The organism is Thermomicrobiales bacterium (genome assembly GCA_023954495.1).
Classification (GTDB): domain Bacteria; phylum Chloroflexota; class Chloroflexia; order Thermomicrobiales; family CFX8; genus JAMLIA01.
Map to the genome: position 1 here is coordinate 1 of JAMLIA010000017.1, position 18,681 is coordinate 18,681.

Annotated in this window: 14 protein-coding genes; 4 read left to right on the top strand and 10 right to left on the bottom strand. The window is 63.8% G+C overall.

Annotated elements, in window-relative coordinates:
• Both M9890_05160 and M9890_05165 read right to left on the bottom strand, forming a co-directional pair.
• A partial coding sequence (locus M9890_05160) for a hypothetical protein (GenBank protein MCO5176349.1) occupies window positions 1-230 on the bottom strand: 230 nt, incomplete at its 3' end.
• A gap of 846 nt (window positions 231-1,076) precedes the next feature.
• Window positions 1,077-1,760 carry a hypothetical protein gene (locus M9890_05165; GenBank protein ID MCO5176350.1) on the bottom strand — a complete coding sequence of 228 codons (684 nt, stop codon included), beginning with the start codon at window positions 1,758-1,760 and terminating at the stop codon, window positions 1,077-1,079.
• Between the two features lie 371 nt (window positions 1,761-2,131).
• Here M9890_05165 and M9890_05170 point away from each other — a divergent pair, with 371 nt between their 5' ends.
• Both M9890_05170 and M9890_05175 read left to right on the top strand, forming a co-directional pair.
• Complete coding sequence (locus M9890_05170; protein MCO5176351.1) at window positions 2,132-4,084, top strand: S9 family peptidase; 1,953 nt, start codon at window positions 2,132-2,134, stop codon at window positions 4,082-4,084.
• Between the two features lie 121 nt (window positions 4,085-4,205).
• The gene (locus M9890_05175; GenBank protein ID MCO5176352.1) at window positions 4,206-5,975 is read left to right on the top strand and encodes a long-chain fatty acid--CoA ligase; all 1,770 of its coding nucleotides are present in this window, start codon (window positions 4,206-4,208) and stop codon (window positions 5,973-5,975) included.
• Here the strand turns inward: M9890_05175 and M9890_05180 are convergent.
• On the bottom strand, window positions 5,972-7,048 hold the full coding sequence (locus M9890_05180) for a dipeptidase (protein MCO5176353.1): 1,077 nt from the start codon (window positions 7,046-7,048) through the stop codon (window positions 5,972-5,974). The genes M9890_05175 and M9890_05180 overlap by 4 nt on opposite strands.
• 134 nt (window positions 7,049-7,182) lie before the next feature.
• Here M9890_05180 and M9890_05185 point away from each other — a divergent pair, with 134 nt between their 5' ends.
• On the top strand, window positions 7,183-7,947 hold the full coding sequence (locus M9890_05185) for an SDR family oxidoreductase (GenBank protein MCO5176354.1): 765 nt from the start codon (window positions 7,183-7,185) through the stop codon (window positions 7,945-7,947).
• Between the two features lie 71 nt (window positions 7,948-8,018).
• Here the strand turns inward: M9890_05185 and M9890_05190 are convergent, their stop codons facing one another.
• The 6 genes from M9890_05190 to M9890_05215 form a co-directional block, all read right to left on the bottom strand.
• On the bottom strand, window positions 8,019-9,233 hold the full coding sequence (locus tag M9890_05190) for an amidohydrolase family protein (protein ID MCO5176355.1): 1,215 nt from the start codon (window positions 9,231-9,233) through the stop codon (window positions 8,019-8,021).
• A 52-nt stretch (window positions 9,234-9,285) separates the two neighbouring features.
• Complete coding sequence (locus tag M9890_05195) at window positions 9,286-11,115, bottom strand: ABC transporter permease subunit (GenBank protein MCO5176356.1); 1,830 nt, start codon at window positions 11,113-11,115, stop codon at window positions 9,286-9,288.
• 72 nt (window positions 11,116-11,187) lie between these two features.
• Window positions 11,188-12,894, bottom strand: a complete 1,707-nt coding sequence (locus M9890_05200) for an ABC transporter substrate-binding protein (GenBank protein MCO5176357.1) — start codon at window positions 12,892-12,894, stop codon at window positions 11,188-11,190.
• A 96-nt stretch (window positions 12,895-12,990) separates the two neighbouring features.
• Window positions 12,991-13,974, bottom strand: a complete 984-nt coding sequence (locus M9890_05205) for a M14 family metallopeptidase (GenBank protein ID MCO5176358.1) — start codon at window positions 13,972-13,974, stop codon at window positions 12,991-12,993.
• Between the two features lie 23 nt (window positions 13,975-13,997).
• Window positions 13,998-14,684, bottom strand: a complete 687-nt coding sequence (locus M9890_05210; protein MCO5176359.1) for a GntR family transcriptional regulator — start codon at window positions 14,682-14,684, stop codon at window positions 13,998-14,000.
• 95 nt (window positions 14,685-14,779) lie between these two features.
• The gene (locus tag M9890_05215; protein ID MCO5176360.1) at window positions 14,780-15,895 is read right to left on the bottom strand and encodes a hypothetical protein; all 1,116 of its coding nucleotides are present in this window, start codon (window positions 15,893-15,895) and stop codon (window positions 14,780-14,782) included.
• 95 nt (window positions 15,896-15,990) lie between these two features.
• On the opposite strand from M9890_05215, the gene M9890_05220 reads away from it, so the two are divergent.
• A complete protein-coding gene (locus M9890_05220; protein ID MCO5176361.1) occupies window positions 15,991-17,172 on the top strand; it encodes an aminotransferase class I/II-fold pyridoxal phosphate-dependent enzyme in 1,182 nt (393 codons plus the stop codon).
• On the opposite strand, the gene M9890_05225 is transcribed toward M9890_05220, so the two are convergent.
• Window positions 17,166-18,680, bottom strand: a complete 1,515-nt coding sequence (locus M9890_05225) for an undecaprenyl-phosphate glucose phosphotransferase (GenBank protein MCO5176362.1) — start codon at window positions 18,678-18,680, stop codon at window positions 17,166-17,168. The genes M9890_05220 and M9890_05225 overlap by 7 nt on opposite strands.
• Window position 18,681: the final 1 nt, after the last annotated feature.

The following is an 18,681-nucleotide window of genomic DNA, read 5'->3' on the forward strand; positions in this document are numbered from 1 at the left end:
CACGATCTGATCTCCAAAATGGGGGACTCGCCAACACGTTCTGACTCTATGATCTTCTGGCGAAGCTTCTGCACGAACAGGGCGGTGTTGTGGAAGTAATTGTCGCGCAAGTTCTCTGCGACAAGCAATGCGTTCTCGGCCAACTTGAAGTAAAGGTGTGGCTGTCGCTGAAGGTCGTCGCGGACACCGGACTCGGTCGACCAGTCGTTGGGGCGATGACGCTGGCTCATTCGACTCGTCCGGTCTGGATACCAAGCTGGGAGAGTACGCGTAGAGCGTCTGAGGTCACGAACTCGGCTACCGGGATTCCTGTGAGTCGTGACACGAGCCACTTCGCTGGCAGTTTCTGTCCGTCTACAATTGCGAACCATGTCGCTAACGCAGGGACTTGCTTGGCTGGATTCGCAATAAGGGCTTGTACTTGTCGTCGCGCTTCATCAGGCGTGATGGTGACGATGTGTTTGCGTAAGCGAACCTGCGACCGCGATGTGGACGTACCTGGTTGGTGATGACAGATGTGGTCTCCATACAGCCATGCTCGCATTTGAGAGAGCTGTTGGCCCAGGCTTCCGCTTGTTGCGCGAATCTGGCCCAGATCAATCGCGGGCTGTATTGTCATCCGATACAGGCGACCTCCGTAAAACAGTGCATCGTAATTCTCATTCGACCGAAGCAGCTGATGCATCTTCTTCATGACGGCAGCGGACACTTCTCGTGCTCGATCCTCCGTCATTTTCTGATCGTAGTGATCGATTCGGAGATCGGAATGAATGAGGCCGTACTTCGCCGAGAGAACGCGGATATCCAGATTTCTGTCATCTGTCATGGTGAGATACCGGCGCACAATTCGGAAGGCGGGCCCATCGTAGCGCTCCAGCGCGGGAACCGGGTCGCTGTCCAATCGCTTGCGTTGCGAACATGCCAGAACGAGTAAGCGTCGCACCTGACGATCACTTTCGCGTGCAAACAGAAGTGATTCTTTCGTGAATGCATTCTACGACACAAGCCGAGCGAAGGTTTTGGCTATGCAGGGCTTGTGTACCAGCTTCGGAAAGTGTCATCCAGGCCCCGCTACTCTACCTGGCTTCCTGGCATCCCTGCTCCAGTATCGCGCGCGCGTCGGCATCACTATTGACCTGTTGGAGGTCGCCGCGCTGGATGGCCATTGGGTGGAAGGGTGGCGCGGCCTGGATGTCGGGCTGGGCGAGGTGGAGTGTGTAGCAGCCGGCGAAGATCTGTTGGCTGCCGTCAGTCTGGGAGACGTGCAGGATGACCGGCACGCCGTAGTACCGGTTCCCGGCCGCTGCGCCGGTGTTCACGTCGCCGGTCGTTAGCTCGACCTGATCGGTATCGGCGTAGCCGGCCGAGAATTGGTCGAACGGAGCGAGATCGTTCGATTCCTCCCAGTACGAGTAGGCACGTGCGTACTGCTTCGAGTTGATCGCGTTGTAGAGGGATTCGAGGACGGCAACCGGCGTGCTGCGGTCGTCCAGGTAGCCTGGCTGCGCATTGTCCGCGTCGGCGGAGTTGCTGGAGATAGGCGTGAGTGTCGGGGCTGGCTCCGCGGTGTTGGTTGCCGATGGTTCGGGCTGCGCGGTGGCGGTCGGCAGATCAGCGGTTGGCGGGGCGACTGCTACGGTTTCGGTGGCGGCGGGTTCGGTTTGCGGCGCGGTCGTGGCGGTGGAGTCTGCCGATCCACCGCAGGCGGCGAGTAGCAAGATGAACAAGGCTGTCAGGATATGGTGTGGACGAAGGGTCATCGCGCTATAGTCTCCTTCCACGTCCGGCAACGCAATCTGCCCGCCGGAACGTGATCGCTGGTCTGATGACGACCCGGGCGCTGGAAAAGTTCCCGCGAGCGATGGGCGGGGTGACGACGGTAGCGACGGCACCTGATATCCAGCGGCTGGACCATCTGGTGCTTACGGTGGCCGACATTGGCCGTACGATAGCGTTCAATCGGGTCGCACTCGGCATGACAGCGGTTGAGTTTGGCGCTGGCCGTCACGCGCTAGCCTTTGGCCAACTGACGATCAATCTGCACGAGGTGGGCTGCGAACTTCTCTATTCGCGATTCGGACGGCAATCTCATCGAACTCAGTGTCGATTCAATACACGAGGAGGAGCCTGAATGACTGACCGAGTGACCGCGCCATACGGTGCCTGGACATCGCCGATCACGGCGGATCTGATTGCCAGCGGCTCGATCCGGCTGAGTGAGGTGACGTTGCACGGTGACGAGGTCTACTGGCTGGAGTCGCGACCGACCGAGGGTGGTCGCTACGTCGTCGTTCGGCGGGACGCGCAGGGTCAGATTGCGGACATGACGCCGGCTGAGACGAACGCCCGGACGCGGGTGCACGAGTATGGCGGGGCGTCGTACGCGATCGCCGATGGCGTGGTGCTGTTCACGAACTTCGTCGATCAGCAGCTGTATCGGCAGGATCGCGGCGACGACCCGATTGCGATCTCGCCAGATCCGGAGGTGCCGTCCGGCCTGCGGTACGCCGACATGCGGGTATCGCCGGACCGCCGCCGCATCGTCTGCGTTCGCGAGCGACACGCGGAGGAGGGCGAGGCAGTCAATGAGATCGTCTCGCTGGCGGCAGATGGTTCCGGTGAGCCGATCGTGCTGGCGAGTGGCCGGGATTTCTACGCCTTCCCGCGATTGAGTCCGGATGGGCGGCAGCTCGCCTGGGTCGAGTGGGATCACCCGAACATGCCGTGGGACGACACCGAGCTGATGGTGGCTGAACTGGCGGAGGACGGCTCGGTCGCGAACGTCCGGAAGATCGCCGGTGGCCCATCGGAATCGATCTATCAGCCGGAGTGGTCGCCGGAGGGTGTGCTGCATTTCGTCTCTGACCGGACCGGCTGGTGGAATCTCTACCGGCTGGACGGCGATAGCCTCGTCGCGCTCGCGCCGATGGAAGCTGAGTTCGGCGGCCCGGCCTGGTCGCTGGACGCCGGGCAGTACGGCTTCATCTCCGGCGGTCGCATCGCCTGCATCTACGCGCAGAACGGCTTGCATCACCTCGGCATTATCGAGCCGGATGCGGACGGTGTCCGTGAGATCGAGACGCCGTTCACCGGGTTCGCCAGCATTGACGCGGACGGTGGCGATCGCATCGCTGTTATCGGCGGTGGGCCGCTGGCGGCGAGCTCGGTTGCGGTCATTGATCTGTCCGGCGGTGGAGCAACGGTGGATGCTATTCGCCGTGCCGCGTCGGTTGAGATTGGGTCGGCATACCTGTCCCCGGCGCAGCCAATCGAGTTCCCAACGACCGGCGGCAAGACCGCGCACGCTCTCTACTACCCGCCGCACAACGACGATGTCGAGGCACCGGCTGGGGAACTGCCGCCGCTGCTGGTCTTCAGCCATGGTGGCCCGACCGGCGCGACGAGCGGCGTGCTGAACCTGTCGATTCAGTACTGGACCAGCCGTGGCTTCGCGGTTGTGGATGTGAACTACGGCGGCAGCACCGGCTACGGGCGTGAGTATCGCGAGCGACTGAAGGACAACTGGGGCATTGTCGATGTCGACGACTGCGCCAATGCGGCGGGATATCTGGCCGATCAGGGGCTGGTGGATCGCGGGCGGATGGCGATCCGTGGTGGTAGTGCTGGTGGCTACACGACGCTGGCGGCGCTGACGTTCGTTGATGTGTTTGCGGCTGGAGCCAGCCACTTCGGCATCGCCGATCTCGAGACGATGACGAAGGACACGCACAAGTTCGAGTCGCGCTACCTTGATGGCCTGATCGGTCCGTATCCGGAGGCGATCGAGACGTACTACGCGCGCTCGCCGGTCCACCACACGGATCAGCTGGCGGCACCAATGATCATCTTCCAAGGGCTGGAGGACAAGGTTGTGCCGCCGTCGCAAGCCGAAGACATGGTGGCGGCGCTCGACCGCAAGGGGCTGCCGTACGCCTACCTGGCGTTCGAGGGTGAGCAGCACGGATTCCGGCGGGCCGAGAACATTCGCAGGACACTGGAGGCGGAGCTGGCGTTCTACGGCTACGTGTTCGGCTTCCAGCCGGCCGATGAGTTCGAGCCGATCACAATCGTGAATGCAGGATGATTGCGGGACGCGGCATGTAGGATTGCCGACAATTGCGCAGAGCGGAGCGCATCGATTCCAGACTTGCTTCGCTCTGCGCCGGTTCGCCCAACGACGGCAGGTGTGACGGTGAGGTGGGGTCATGAACCAGCAACACCTGGATTCGACAATCGAAGCAGGTATCGACGATCCATACGCGGCGCGCCCGTGGCTGCGGAACTACCCGAGTGGTGTGCCGGCGGACATTGAGTCGACCGATCAGACGGTGCCGGATCTGATTCGTCACGCGGCATCCCGCTACCCGGAGCGTGTTGCGTTCACCTACTACGGTCGACACCTGACCTTCCGGGAGATCGATCGACTGTCGTCGGCGTTTGCGAACCGGCTGATCGAGCGCGGTTTTCAGCCGGGCGATCGCGTTTTGGTGGTGCTGGCCAACATGCCGCAGTACCCAATCGTCCACCTCGGCACGATGAAGGCCGGCGGAGTGGTGGCGGCGCTCTCGCCGCTGCTGGTCGAGCGCGAGATCGCGCAGTTGGCGACCGACTCCGGCGCGAAGATCGTTGTCGCGCTCGACCGCGTCTGGGATCGGATTGCTCCGCTGATCGAGCAAGGCGTCATCGAGCGGGCCATCATGACCGGCCCGCAGGACTTCCTGCCGACGGTGAAGCGCCTGCTCTACCCATTGAAGTACCGCAAGGAGATGATCTCGGTGCCGTTCGATTCGGCGCGCGGCATCGAGAGCTTGCGGGCCATGCTGAAGGGCGCGTCCAATCGCGACCCGATGGTGCCGATCGAACCGAGCGCGATCGCCGCCTTCCAGTACACGGGTGGCACGACCGGTCTGCCGAAGGCTGCCGTGCTGACGCATCGCAACCTCGTTGCGAACGTCCTGCAGGTCCGCGCCTGGGTGCGGGATCTGAAGGAGGGCGAGGAGACGATCCTCTCGATTCTGCCGTTCTTCCATTCCTATGGTGTCACGCTCTGCCTGCACATCGCGGCCTACATCGGCGCGACGACGGTTCTCGTGCCACGCTTCGAGATCGCCGACGTGATGGAGCAGATCAAGCGCTACCAGCCGACCGGGTTGCCGGGCGTGCCGACACTCTACAGCGCCATCATCGGCGCGGTCGATCGCAATCCGGAGCGGCAGGAGTCGATGCGCTCGATCCAGTACTGCATCAGTGGCGGTGCGCCGCTGCCTCTCGCTATTCAGCAGCGCTTCGAGGAGCTGACCGGCGGACACCTGGTCGAGGGCTACGGGCTCTCCGAGGCATCTCCGGTGACGCACGCCAATCCGTTGGACGGCCGCTCGCGGATCGGCACGATCGGCATGCCGCTGCCCAGCACTGAGGCGCGCGTTGTCGATCTGGAGACCCGCGAGCCAGTGCCGATAGGCGAGCGCGGTGAGATCGCGGTGCGTGGTCCTCAGGTGATGCAGGGCTACTGGCACAGGCCGGAGGATACCGCCGCCGTGCTCTCCGAGGATGGCTGGCTCTATACCGGCGACGTCGGTGTCATGGATGAGGACGGCTACTTCCAGATCGTCGATCGGCAGAAGGACGTTATCATCACCGGCGGCGAGAACATCTATCCGCGGGAGATCGAGGAGGTGCTCTACACGCACCCCAAGATCGCTGACGCTGCCGTCGTCGGTGTTCCACACGCGGTCGGCGGGCAGGTCGTCAAGGCGTTCATCGCCGTCAAGCCGGGCGAGACGCTGGAGCGGCGGGAGGTCCTGCAGTTCTGCGGCGAGCGGTTGGCGAAGTACAAGGTGCCGCGCCAGATCGAGTTCCGCGAGGAGTTGCCGAAGAGCGCTTCGGGCAAGATCCTGCGCCGCGCGCTGGCGGAGGAAGAGGCCGCCAAGCCGCGCCGTCGCCGAGCCAGCGAGAAGGACGCCGCAGACAGCTAGTGCCAGCAGGCGTCGAAGACCCGCATCCAGTTCTCGCCCAGCAGCTTGAGAATCGCCTCGTCGTCGTAGCCGCTGCGCACCAGCGCGTCGGTCAGGGCCGGTAGCTCGCCGATGTGCTGGATGTCCTGCGGCGCATCGCGGAAGCCGAAGAAGTCGGTGCCCAGCGCGACGTGGTCGATGCCGGTCTGGGCGACGATTGCGTCGGCTTCACGCACCAGCTCGGCGGTGTCGGCCATACTCCAGAAGACGATGCCGATCAGCCCGCCTGACTTCGCAATCGCCTCGGCCTTGCTCATGCCGTAGGTTGCGTTCTGCTCGTCCCACGGGGCGCGATAGCCCGGCGATGGATGCAGCACGCTGGTGTGTGAGCAGACGACCGGCTGCGTGGCGCGCTCGATGACATCCCAGAAGCCGCGGTCGGAGAGGTGCGCGACATCGACGACGATGCCGAGCTCCTGGCATCGATCGACGGCGCGCTTGCCGAGGACAGTGAGGCCGCCGGTCGCGATGTCCTGTTGGGTGCCGTCGGCCAGCACGTTGCGGCGGCTGTGCGTCAGCGTCGTCATCCGCAGACCAAGCAGGGCGAACACATCGAGCAGGTCGATGCGGTGCCCGATGGGTTCGGCACCCTCCATCGTCAGAACGTAGGCAACTTTGCCGTCGGCCTTCGCCCGGCGGATATCGGCGGTCGTGGTTGCCAGCAGGCAGCGGTCGCTGTGCTCAGCGACCGCGCGATGCAGCGCTGCGACCATCTCAAGCGCCGATTCGAGCGCCGTATCGAGCATGTCATCCGGCAGGAAGAGCGCGACGCACTGCGCGGTGATGCCGCCCTGCTCCAGCAGCGGCAGCTCGTACTGGCCGGCCGGTGCGTTCAGCATGGCCTCTGGATCGAGTTGGTAGGGGACATTCTCCAGATTGCGCGTCACTCGGGCGGCTGATTGTCCGTGTGCGTCGCGATCGAACGGTTCGGTGAGTGTGGTGATCCCCTTTAGCACTGGCAGCAGGATGTCGCTGTGCCCGTCGATGACGATGGCGCGCTTGTGCAGCGCTGCCGCCTGCGGTGAGATCCCCATCACGTTGCTCCATTTCCGAACCGGTCGAAGATACCCGTCTGTGCGGCGCACACCATAGCACCCCCCGGGGCGTTGCGGGCATGGCCTATCGCCGCGATACTGCGCAGAGGCTAATGAGGCAGAGAGGAAACGCTATGACAGCAAAGAACATTCTTGTGACCGGCACGACCGGTCGGATCGGCCACGCGATCGTCGAGAAGCTGACCAGCCAGGGGGTGAATGTTATTGCGACCGACCACGATGGCGAGCGCCTGGAGTCCGCGCTTGGCGGCAGGGACGACGTCACGGCGATCGTCGCTGACCTGACGAGCGAGGACGACTTGAAGCGGTTGGCGTCCGAGGCGATTGCGGCGGCTGGGCAGATTGATGGGCTGGTGAACTGCGCCGGTATCTTCCCCAACCGGCAGGTCGTCAACATGTCGACCGACGAATGGGATCTGGTCTATGCCGTGAACCTGCGCGGCCCGTTCATCCTCAGCCGCGAGATCGCGCGGCACATGATCGAGCAGGAAGTCAAAGGATCGATCGTCAATATCTCGTCCGGCGCGGGCACGTCGGCGCGGACCGGTGGATCGCACTACTGCGGCTCGAAGGCGTCGCTGGAGATGCTGACCAAGGTGCTGGCAATCGAGCTTGGCCCCTACGGCATCCGCGTGAATGCGGTCGCGCCCGGCCTGATCCTCGACGAGGTGCTCGCGCAGCCGGTGCCGGAGGGAACGCACGAGTACGTCACCACGCTGCTGAACGGCATCCCGCTGCGGCGGACCGGCCGGCCGGAGGACATCGCCAACACCGTTGCGTTCCTGTGTGGTGACGAGACGGAGTGGGTCAGCGGGGCTGTCTGGGGCGTCAACGGCGGCTCGCAGGCCGGCCGCACGCACCTGCCGCCGAGCGAGTAGGGATATTCGAGTACGAGAGTCGCGGGCGGGGAGAATTTCCCCGCCCGCTTGGCATTTCGAAGATCGGTGTTCTATGCCTGCGCGGATCGCTCGTGGGCGATCTGGCCGTGCTGAATGACCATCTCGACCTGCTGCAGCGCCGCGATGTCGCTCGCCAGATCGCCGTCAACGACGACGACATCGGCGCGTTGGCCAGCCAGGATCGTCCCGAAGTCGTCATAACCGAGCGCAGCAGTGACGGCACCGGTTGCGGCGTGGATCGCATCGACCGGTCGCAGCCCGCAAGCCACCAACTCGTCGAGCTCCTTCCAGAACGTGTCGAACGCCGTGGCTCGCCAACCGGCATCGGAGCCGGCCAGCAGCGGCACGCCGAGCTCCTGGAGCTTGTGGACGATCTCGCGCTGCGTCTCCTGCCGCCGCTGCCACATCGAGCGCTCGTCACCCTCGTCGAGCAGATCGACCAGATCGCGGTTGACCTGCAGCGTTGGCGTGACCGGAATGCCGGACGCCGCGAGCTTCTCTGCGACGCGCTCGTCGATCTGCGGGATCAGGTTCGATCCGTAGAACGAAGCGTGCTCGATCAGGTCGACACCAGCGTTGATCGCGTTCTCGATCGATGCGGTTGCGATGCAGTGGGCGCAGACGAGCTTGCCCAGCCCGTGGGCGGTTTCGACAATGGCGCGAAGTTCCGATTCGGTGAAGCTGGGGTATTGCGAGAATGTGCCGGGTGTCCCGCCGCCGGCCGCCATCACCTTCACGTAGTCCGCGCCGCGCGAGATGACCTCGCGAACGGCGCGAGCCAGGTTGATTTCGCCATCCACCTCGCCGCCGAACTGTCGCGTGTGCCCGCCGGTGATGGTGAGCGTCCAGCCGCAAGCGATGATGCCTGCGCCGTCGATCAGGTTGGCCGCACGAGCGTTGCGTACATCGAGGATGACCTCTCTGCGGCCGCCGCAGTCGCGCACGGTCGTGACGCCTGCGCGCAACGATGTCTGGATATTGTGCGTCGCCATCAGGGCCAGGCTGGCGTCGGACTGCAGATCGATCCACGGCACAAACGGCGTGTTGTCGCCCGGCAGGACGAGGTGGACGTGGTTATTGATCAGGCCGGGGATGACCGTCTTGCCGGGGAGGTCGATCGCAGCGGTGCGGTCGGCGGCACTGAGGTCGCCGACCGGTGCGACTTGCGTGATGCGATCGCCCTCGATCGTGATTGCCTGCCCGGCCAGCGGCGCTGAGCCTGTGCCGTCGATGACGGTCGCGGGCGTCAGAATGATCTTGCTCACTTCAACCTCTTCACTCGTACTGATTCCTCTCAAAGCTCAGGAAGCGGGCACCTCAGGCGCGGATTTGCTGTCGCGGGTCGAGCGTGTCACGCAGACCGTCGCCGAGCAGATTCATGGCCAGGACGGTCACCATGATGGCAATGCCGGGGAAGGTCGCGATCCACCACTGTTCGCGCAGGTAGTTGCGTCCCTCGGACAGCATGCGACCCCACTCTGGTGTCGGAGGCTGGCTGCCCAGGCCAAGGAAGCTCAGCGACGCTGCCCAGAGAATGGCCGACGCGGTGCCGAGTGTGGCCAGCACGATCACCGGCGCGACGACGTTGGGCAGCACGTGGCGGCGCATGATGACACCGTCGGTCGCACCAACGACGCGGGCTGCATCGACGTAGACGTTCTCGCGCGCAGACAGCACCGAGCTGCGCACGATGCGGGCATAGGCCGGCACCGACGAGATGCCGACGGCGATCATCAGGTTCGGCAGGCTCGGGCCGAGGATGCTGACGAGCGCCAGGGCCAGCAGGATGCCCGGGAACGCTAGCATGATGTCAACGAAGCGCATGATGATTGTGTCGGTCCAGCGGCCATAGTAGCCGGCGATCAGGCCCATCAGGGTGCCGATGACGACCGCGATCGTGACCGAGATGAAGCCGACCATGAGCGATAGCCGAGTGCCATAGACAACCCGGCTGAAGACGTCACGACCGTACTGGTCGGTACCGAACAGATGCGTCCCGGACGGCGCCAGCAATGCGTCCTTCGGCGCAACGGCGTTCGGCTCATACGGGCTGATGATCGGCGCAGCCACAGCCATGATCACCAGGATCAGGAGCGCGACGAAACCGGCGACGGCGACCTTGCTGCGCCGCAACCGGGCGAACAGGTTGGGGCGCTTGGCGCGGGTCACCTGCATGCCCGCGTTGCGGTCGCTGGTGCTGTACTCACCTCTTCCATGGATCGTTACCCCAATCGAAATGCGTGGGTCGAGCACCGCGTACAGCACGTCGACGAGAAGATTGATCAGGACATAGGCGAGCGCAATGAACAGGACGATGCCCTGGACGAGCGGGAAGTCCTTCTCCAGGATTGCCGCAACGATGAGGCGACCGATGCCGGGCCGCCCGAAGACGGTCTCGATCACCACGGTTCCGGCGAGGAGCTGCCCGAACTGAAGCCCGAGGATGGTGATCGTCGGGATCATGGCGTTGCGTAGCGCGTGGCGGATGATGACGACCGAGTTGCGCAGGCCCTTTGCCCGTGCCGTGATGATGTACTCCTGGCGGAGTACCTCCAGCATCGTCGAGCGGGTGAGCCGCGCGATGATCGCGGACGCGCCGAGGCCGAGCGTCACCGCCGGTAACACAAGGTGTTTGAAGTCTCCCCCGCCGGTCGCGGGGAACCAGTTGAATTTGAGCGAGAAGCCGAATATCAGCAGCAAGCCGAGCCAGAAGCTGGGCATCGAGACGCCAAGCATCGCCATGATCATCGCGGCGAGGTCGGCCCAGGTGTTCTGCTTGACTGCTGCGACGATGCCGAGCGTCATGCCGATGACGACGGCGATGGCAAGTCCCGCCAACGTCAGCACGATCGTCGACGGAAGGTTGTCGCGGATCTCGTCCATCACTGGTCGCTTACTGCGGATTGAGTACCCCAGGTCGCCCTGCGCGGCATTGGTCACGAAGCGCAGGTACTGCTCCGGCAGTGGCTTGTCGAGGTAGAGCTGCGCCTTCAGCTTCTCGACCTGCTCGGGTGTCGTTTGAAACTCACCGAGCATCATCTGGATCGGGTCGCCGGGGACAAGATGCAGCATGGCAAAGACAGCGATCGACACGCCGAGTACGACCGGAATCGTCGACAGTAGCCGCTGTATCAGAAATCTCCCCATAGCCCTGCCCCCCAGGGAGCGGCGTCAGTGCCGCTCCCCCTTGTGCCCGAGTACGTCGGGCGGTGATTGTGTCTAAGACTGGATCGAAACCAGGCCGAACTGCGGATACGTATAGCCGTTGAACATCAGCCCCTGGACTTCCTTCTTGCCTGCCCAGACGGCGTATTCATCGACCAACGGTGCCGCGACGGCCATGTCCGCCAGCTTCTGGCAGATCTCCAGGTAGAGCGCGCGCCGCGCTGCCTGGTCGGTCTCGGTGCGGCCCTGCTCCAGCATCGAGTCGATCTCCGGATCGTCGAGGCAGGCGAAGTTGAAGTTCTTGCCGATCAGTGATGAATGGAACATCGCGTAGAGACCATCGTAGTCACCCGACCGCAAGAACATGACCGGCCCGTTGGTGGCGCAGTTGTAGTTGTCCTCGTACCACGGTGCGCGAGCCTGCGCCTTGATCTGGCAATCAAATCCGACGTCGTTCAAGTTGGCCTGAATCAGCTGCGCCTCGGGCGGCGATCCCGAGCCTGCATCGATGACATTCAACAGGAATGAGAGCTTCTTGCCGTCCTTCTCACGTGTGCCATCGCCGGTCCAACCGGCCTCTTCCAGGAGCTGCTTCGCCTGCTCCGGGTCGTATGGTTGCGATAGAGATTCGTCGTCGATCATCGCGCGCGTCAGCATGCCGATCGAGACTTCGCCGATGCCGGCGAACACGGTGTCGACCAGTGCCTGCCGGTCGATGGCGAGGCTGACCGCGCGACGAACGTTGACGTCATCGGTCGGCTCCATGCTCGTGTTCAGGATCAGGATGCGCGGAATGCCACCCCAGAGCATCTTCTGCACGCTGAGATCGCCGTTGCCCTCAAGCCGGGCGAGATCCTGCGCTGGTACGCCGGTGATCAACTGAGTCTCTCCGGTCTCGACGGTCGTGACCCGTGTGCTGCTCTCCGGGATGAACTTGAATACGATCCGGTCGAGCAGCGCAGGACCTGCCGCTTCGGCCCACGGTGCCTGGCGGTTGTACTCGTCCCAGCGGACAAGCGCGACGTTGTCCTTGGCGGTGTAGCTCTCGACCTTGAACTGGCCGGTTGTGACGATCTGCGTCGCGAAGTCGTCACCGAGCTCTTCGACCGCCTTCAGCGAGACAATGCCGAGTGGTGCGCCGGCCGTATAGGTCAGGAACGGCGCGTACGGTGCCTCGAAGTTGACGACGGCGGTGAACTCATCGGGCGTGTCGGTGCCGGTGTAGCCAGCCAGCGACGCGAGAGCGCTGCCGGCCTGGAAGTTGGGATCGACGATGCGATCGAAGTTGCCCTTGATGCTCTCCGCGTTGAACGGTGAGCCGTCCTGGAAGGTCACATCCTCGCGCAGCTTGAATGTGTAGCTGGTTCCGTCTGTCGATGCTTCCCACGACTCAGCCAGCCACGGCTTCAGCTCGCGCTCCTCGGTGAGGAACGTGAGTGATTCTGACACCGAGCTGGTGATCATGAACGAGACGGCGCTGGGTGATGTGTGCGGGTCGAGCGTCGGTGGCTCGGAATCCAGCCCAACGATCAGCTCGCCGCCCGCTGTCGGCTCTTCGCCGCCGGTCTCAGCGGTCGCGTCGCCAGTGCCGGTCGTCGCCTCGCCGCCGGAGCTGCTGCCACCATCCGCCGAATCATCGTCGTCGCCCCCGCACGCTGCCAGCAGCCCGCCCATCACGGGTAGCGCAGCAGCCACGCCGGCCAGACGCACGAACGCACGTCGGGATATTCCCAAAGAAGTCAGTCGCTCTAAATCAGCCATGTTGGACCTCGCCCCCTCGTATTGAACGTCGTTGCGCGTGGATTAGTTTCAGCCTCCTCGCACCGTCCTTCCGCTGTGGATTCACGCCAGGCGTCCTTACGCATCCTCGCGGATGCCGATACCCATCAGGAGTCCGTTGGCTCCGACTGCCGGGCTGGTGGTCAGGAACAGGACCCGACCGTCAACCGGTGAGACAATCGATTCGAGAGCGTCGCCATACAGCGAGTCGACCGTGCCGACCTGCTGACCTTCTGCGACCTCGTCGTCGACTTCAACAGTGGTATGGAAGAAGCCAGGTTGTGCTGAGTACAGCCACTCGAAGTTGGTGAGGATCGTTACGTCATTGGCTGGAGCAACGTCGCGCTGCAGCATCCCTTCGTGGCTCAGCACGCGATAAAGCCCCTCGGTGAGCAGCCGGACAGGCTCCTCTTCGAGCAGTCCAACGCCGCCGGCCTCGGCAATAATCCCGGGCACACCGCGCTCGGCGGCCGCGACGAAGCTCATCGAGCCTTTCGCTGGCTGGACCGGCTTGTCGATGACGAGCAGGTAGGGCAGCCCGAAGACCTCGGCAATCTCACGCGCCTTCGTGTCGGCAGTGTCCGGGCTCTTGCGGCAGATTGAGAACGGGACCAGCGCCTCAACCATGTCGCCCCCATGCAGATCGATATAGAGATCGGCATGGGCGATGAACTCTTCGGTGAGCGCATGGACGAGCTGTTCGGTGTACGTGCCGTCTGGCTCACCGGGGAACATGCGGTTCGGGTTGAGCCCGTCGACCGGGCAGATGAATGGCGTCCGGTTCCAGAAGGCGGGCAGGTTCACGACCGGCATGATGACAACGGTGCCGGTCAGCTCGCTCGGATCGAGCGCGTTGGCGAGCCGAACTGCCGTTTCGATACCCGGGTACTCGCCGCCGTGGACGCCGGCGCTGACAAAGATCACTGGCCCCGGTGTCGCACCAGTAACTGAGATCACTGGCCAGCGTTCGTTCTCAAGGGCTGCGCCTGGCAGCTGCACGTCGTGACGCTGCGTCGTGCCGGGCTGTAGCTCGCCCAGAATTGGGAACCGTGTCGCGGTCATTGTGTCCGACATAAATTGATGAATTACCCCTTCGCTTCTTCCTGCTTCTCGCTGAATAGGCGAGCGAGCGATTGATAGTGGTCGTCGATGATCTCGATTGCGCGATCGCGCGATCCAGCGGGGTCGCTGAGCGCGTCAACGATCACGACGTGGCGGTTGGCCACGTTGTCAGGGTCGAGCTCGATGTAACGGATGGACAGCGTGAGGATGATGCCGATGAGCGAATTGATACTGGCCCAGACGCTGCCGACCAGCTTGTGTTCACTCATGTCCACGATGCTCTTGTGGAACATGTGGTCCAGCTCGATGAACTCGTTGACGTTGGCCGGCAGCGACAGTTGGCGCATGCGATCGGTCAGATCCAGCAGGTGTCGACGATTCTCAGGCTGGATCGGGACAGCCAGACCCCGAAAGCACTCGGATTCGAGCATCGCGTGGAGTCGGCAGGCTTCGACCGCCTTGGCTGGCGTAAGGCTGGCGACGACGCTGCCACGATGAGCGCGCGTCTCGATCAGGTATTCGGCCTTGAGGCAACGCAGCGCCTCGCGGACGGTGCTGCGGCTGACACCGAGCTCTTCGGTCAGTGCGACCTCGCCGAGGTGCTGTCCCGGTGGTCGTTCGCCCAGCATGATCTGACGCCGCAGGTGGCGAACAAGCTGATTGGTTAATGTCCGTCGATCGTCGGGAATAGCCTGCCTGGTACCTGTCACCGCACTGCCTCAAGTTCGCTCTGTCCGATTGTCTGACAATATGAAATCATAGCGAGATCGGCACGGTTGTCAAACGCGTGCCGATGGATCGCGGGCTACTGGTAAATGACGACCAGCGCTGGTGGGTCGAGGGCGACGATCTGTTCGGGGGTCAGGAGTGGATCGTCCTGGCGGTAGAAAAGCTTGATGCCGCCGTACTCAATCAGCTCCTGCGTCACGAAGTGATCGTAGTTGCCAAGCTTGGCGTCCGGGCCGCCGAATCCGTCCATGTCGAGCACGATGTCGACACCCGGCAGCGGCGTGATCGCATCCTTGTTGAAGATCATCTCCGACTCAAACTGATGCAGGATCAGGATCTTGGACGGGATCTGCTTCTCGGCGACGATCTGCGACAGCATCTCGACGGCCTTCTGGATGTCGTTGCCGTCTGCTTCGCCGATGAACTCACCCGGTATCCGGTCGTTCGGGACCGTCTCGTTGGCCTTGGTCGAGAACTCCGGGTCGAGCGCGACGTGGACGTTCGGCAATTCCAGCCAGTGGCGGATGACCTCGATCTGGTGTGGGATCGAGTCCCAGCCGATTTGCAGGTCGAGGATGACGATCATGTCATGCGCGGTCGCGTAGTCAACGTAGTCCTGGATCAGCTCGTCGCCGGAGTAGGCGACGTAGGTGCCGTCGTCGCCGGGCCACGGCTGGGCGACTGTCGCGATCATCTCGAACGCCAGCACGGTTGGATGCGACGGATCAGCCGCTTCGTAGGCAGCGGCCTGCTCGGCCAGCTTGGCGTGCAGATCGGGAATCGAATACTCGCCGAGGATGCCCATCTGCTCGGAATTGGGATGTCCGTAGAACGAGATGATCCGATGATTTGGGAGCAGCCCTTCCGTGTCGTCACCGGCAGATACCGCCGTGGTGGCGGTCGGCTCGATGACCGTCGCGGTTGGTTCGGTCGTTTCGGTTGGGTCCGCTGCAGGTTCTGTTGTCGCGGTCGGTTCTTCCCCGCTGGCGTCCGTTGTGGGGGTTGGTGGCGCGGTCGTGTCGCCGGTTGCGCCCGGTGCGGTCGGCTCACTCGTGACCGTCGTGGCGGTGCTGGCGGCGTCGGTCCCATCTGTCGATTCGGCAGAGTCGGGTCCGCTACAGGCAGCCAGAGCCGTAACCAGCATCAGGAGGAGAATGATTCGGGGTAGCGTCAGGAGTGTACGTCTAGTCATGGTCGGCAATGCTACATGATCGTGACCAGTGCCATCGCCTGCTAGACTGTGGCGGATTCTCCAGGTGCCGCGCTTCAACCGAAAGTGACCGCCAGATGCCCGATCGTGAGCAGACTCGCGTCGTTCATGCCGGAGCCGCCGCTGATGCTGCCGGCTCGATAACCCGACCTGTCAGTCCGCCGCTCGTTCAGACGACGGCCTGGGTCTATCCCGATGTCGCCACGATCGACGCCGTCTATGAGAACGGCGCTCCGGCGTATATCTATGGCCGCTACGGCACGCCCAATCACCGTGAGCTGGAGCAGGCACTCGCCGATCTGGAGGGTGCTGAGGCGGGGGTTGCGACGACGAATGGGTCCAGCGCGATCTTCGCGGTGCTACTAGCGTTGACCCGGGCAGGCAGCCGGGTCGTCGCGGCCCATCGCGTCTACGGCGGCACACGCGGCATCCTCAACGGCGAGATGGCGCGGTTCGGCGTCGAGACGACGTGGGTGGATGTCGCGGACATGGCGGCGGTGCGTGATGCGCTGTCTGCCGAGCCGAAACCGGCACTGCTATGGGTCGACACGATCGCCAACCCGACGATGCTGGCGAGCGATCTGCCGGCGCTGGCCGAGCTGGCGCAGATATCCGGCGTGCCGCTCGTCGTTGACAACACGTTCGCCACGCCGCTGCACTGTCGGCCACTGGACATGGGCGCGAGCCTGGTCGTCCACTCAGCGACGAAGTTCATCGCCGGGCATAACGACGCCTCGGGTGGCGCGGTGGTCGGTCCGGCTGCGCTGGTCGAGCCGGTGCGCGATGTGGCGGTGCGGGTTGGTGGTGTTGGCGCGCCGTTTGAAGCGTGGCTCTGTCTGCGCGGTCTGCGGACGATGGACGTGCGGCTGAGTCGATCGAGCGCGACGACGCTGGCGCTGGCCGAGGCGCTGGAGCCGCTCCCTGCCGTGCAGCGCGTGCACTATCCGGGGTTGGCGTCCGACCCGACGCACGAGGTCGCCTGCCGGGTGCTGCGCGGTGGTTTCGGCAGCATGCTGTCGGTCGATCTCGGGACGGCTGCTGCGGCGCGATGTGTGGTCGATCGGCTGCGGTTGGTGCAGTTCGTTGAGACGCTCGGTGGCGTGATGACGACGGTCGTGCACCACCCGTCGACTTCGTACCGCAACCTGACCGACGAGCAGCTGGCTGCCATCGGTGTCAGTCCGGGCCTGCTGCGCTTCTCGATCGGCATCGAGGCCGCCGAGGACGTCATAGCCGATGTCGTCGGCGCGATTCAGTAGGCGTTGCTGTCGGAGCGAAAGATGTGGAAGATCGTCTTGACGATGATCTTCAGGTCGAACAGGATCGACCAATTCTCAACATAATACAGATCGTAGCGTGTGCGCTCCTCGATCGAGGTGTCGCCACGCAGGCCGTTGACCTGCGCCCAGCCGGTCACGCCGGACTTCTCGTGGTGGCGGGCCATGTAGGCCGGGATCAGCTGCGAGAACTGCTCGACGAAGTAGGGTCGCTCCGGTCGCGGGCCGACGACGCTCATCTCGCCGAGCAGGACGTTGATGAACTGCGGCAGCTCGTCGAGCGAGTAGCGCCGCAGGAAGCGCCCGAAGCGCGTCGGTCGCGGGTCGTCCGGCACGGCCCAGACTGGCCCGGTCTCGTCCTCGGCATCGACCGGCATTGAGCGGAACTTCAGCAACTGGAACGCGCGACCGTCCTGACCGACACGCTCCTGGGCGAAGAAGACCGGGCCGGGCGAGGTGAGCTTGATGATGAGTGCGATGACCAGCATGAGTGGGGCGAAGACGATGAGCGCCGTCGCGCTGACAGCAATGTCCAGGATGCGCTTGACGGTGTGGTCGAAGCGCCGCAGGCCGATGCGCCGGACGCTGACGGTCGGCAGCCCATTCAGATCGCCGATGCTGATGCTGTCGCTGGTCAGCAGGCGGAACGACTCGGGGTAGACGCGCACGGAGATCGGCAGCTCGGTGACGGCGTAGATCATGTCGAGGATCTCTTCGTGTGGGATGCCGGCGAGGGCGATGATGATCTCGTCGACAGTTTGCTCGTCGGCGATCTGCGCCAGATCACTGGTCATCCCCAGCACCGGCATGCCGTCGATCTCGGTCGGTAGCTCGTCGTCAATCGGCGCATGACGCACGAAGCCGACGACCTGGTAGCCGAGTTGCGGTGAGCGGCGGATCTTGTCCAGCACCATCCGGCCTGTGGATCCGGCCCCGACGATCAGCAGGCGATCGGAGGCGACGCCGCGCGCACGGAGCCGCCCGATGATGCTGGTGTGGACGAAGCGCCCGGTGGTCACACCAGTGATGGCGAAGACCCAGCCATAGGCGACCATCTGGCGTGAGTAGATGAAATCCGCGCCGAGTGCGAGTGATGTCGCAGCGATCGCCAGCAGGAGACCCAGCGAGACCTGGCTGATGATGCGGTAGGCCTGATCCATCCGTGAGGCGGCGCGCTGGTGGCGGTAGCTGCCGCTGATGGCCAGCACGATCAGGATCGAGCCGGTGGCGATCGAGATGAGCAGCGCTGATGTTTCGCGTGGTGGGTGGCTGAAGGTGTTGGGGATACCGACGATGTCGCGCAACTGGTAGGCGCAGAAGAAGGCCACGACCAGGGCGATGGCGTCGGTAAGGAAAAGCGTCAGGCCGGAGACGACGGCGAACAGGTCGTGGCGTGCGGCATCACGCCGACGAGGAATCTCGGTCGCTTTCGCCGACGCGTCCGCCGGGATTTGCCCGACAGGCGCTGATGGCGCGCCGGATTTCGCCATG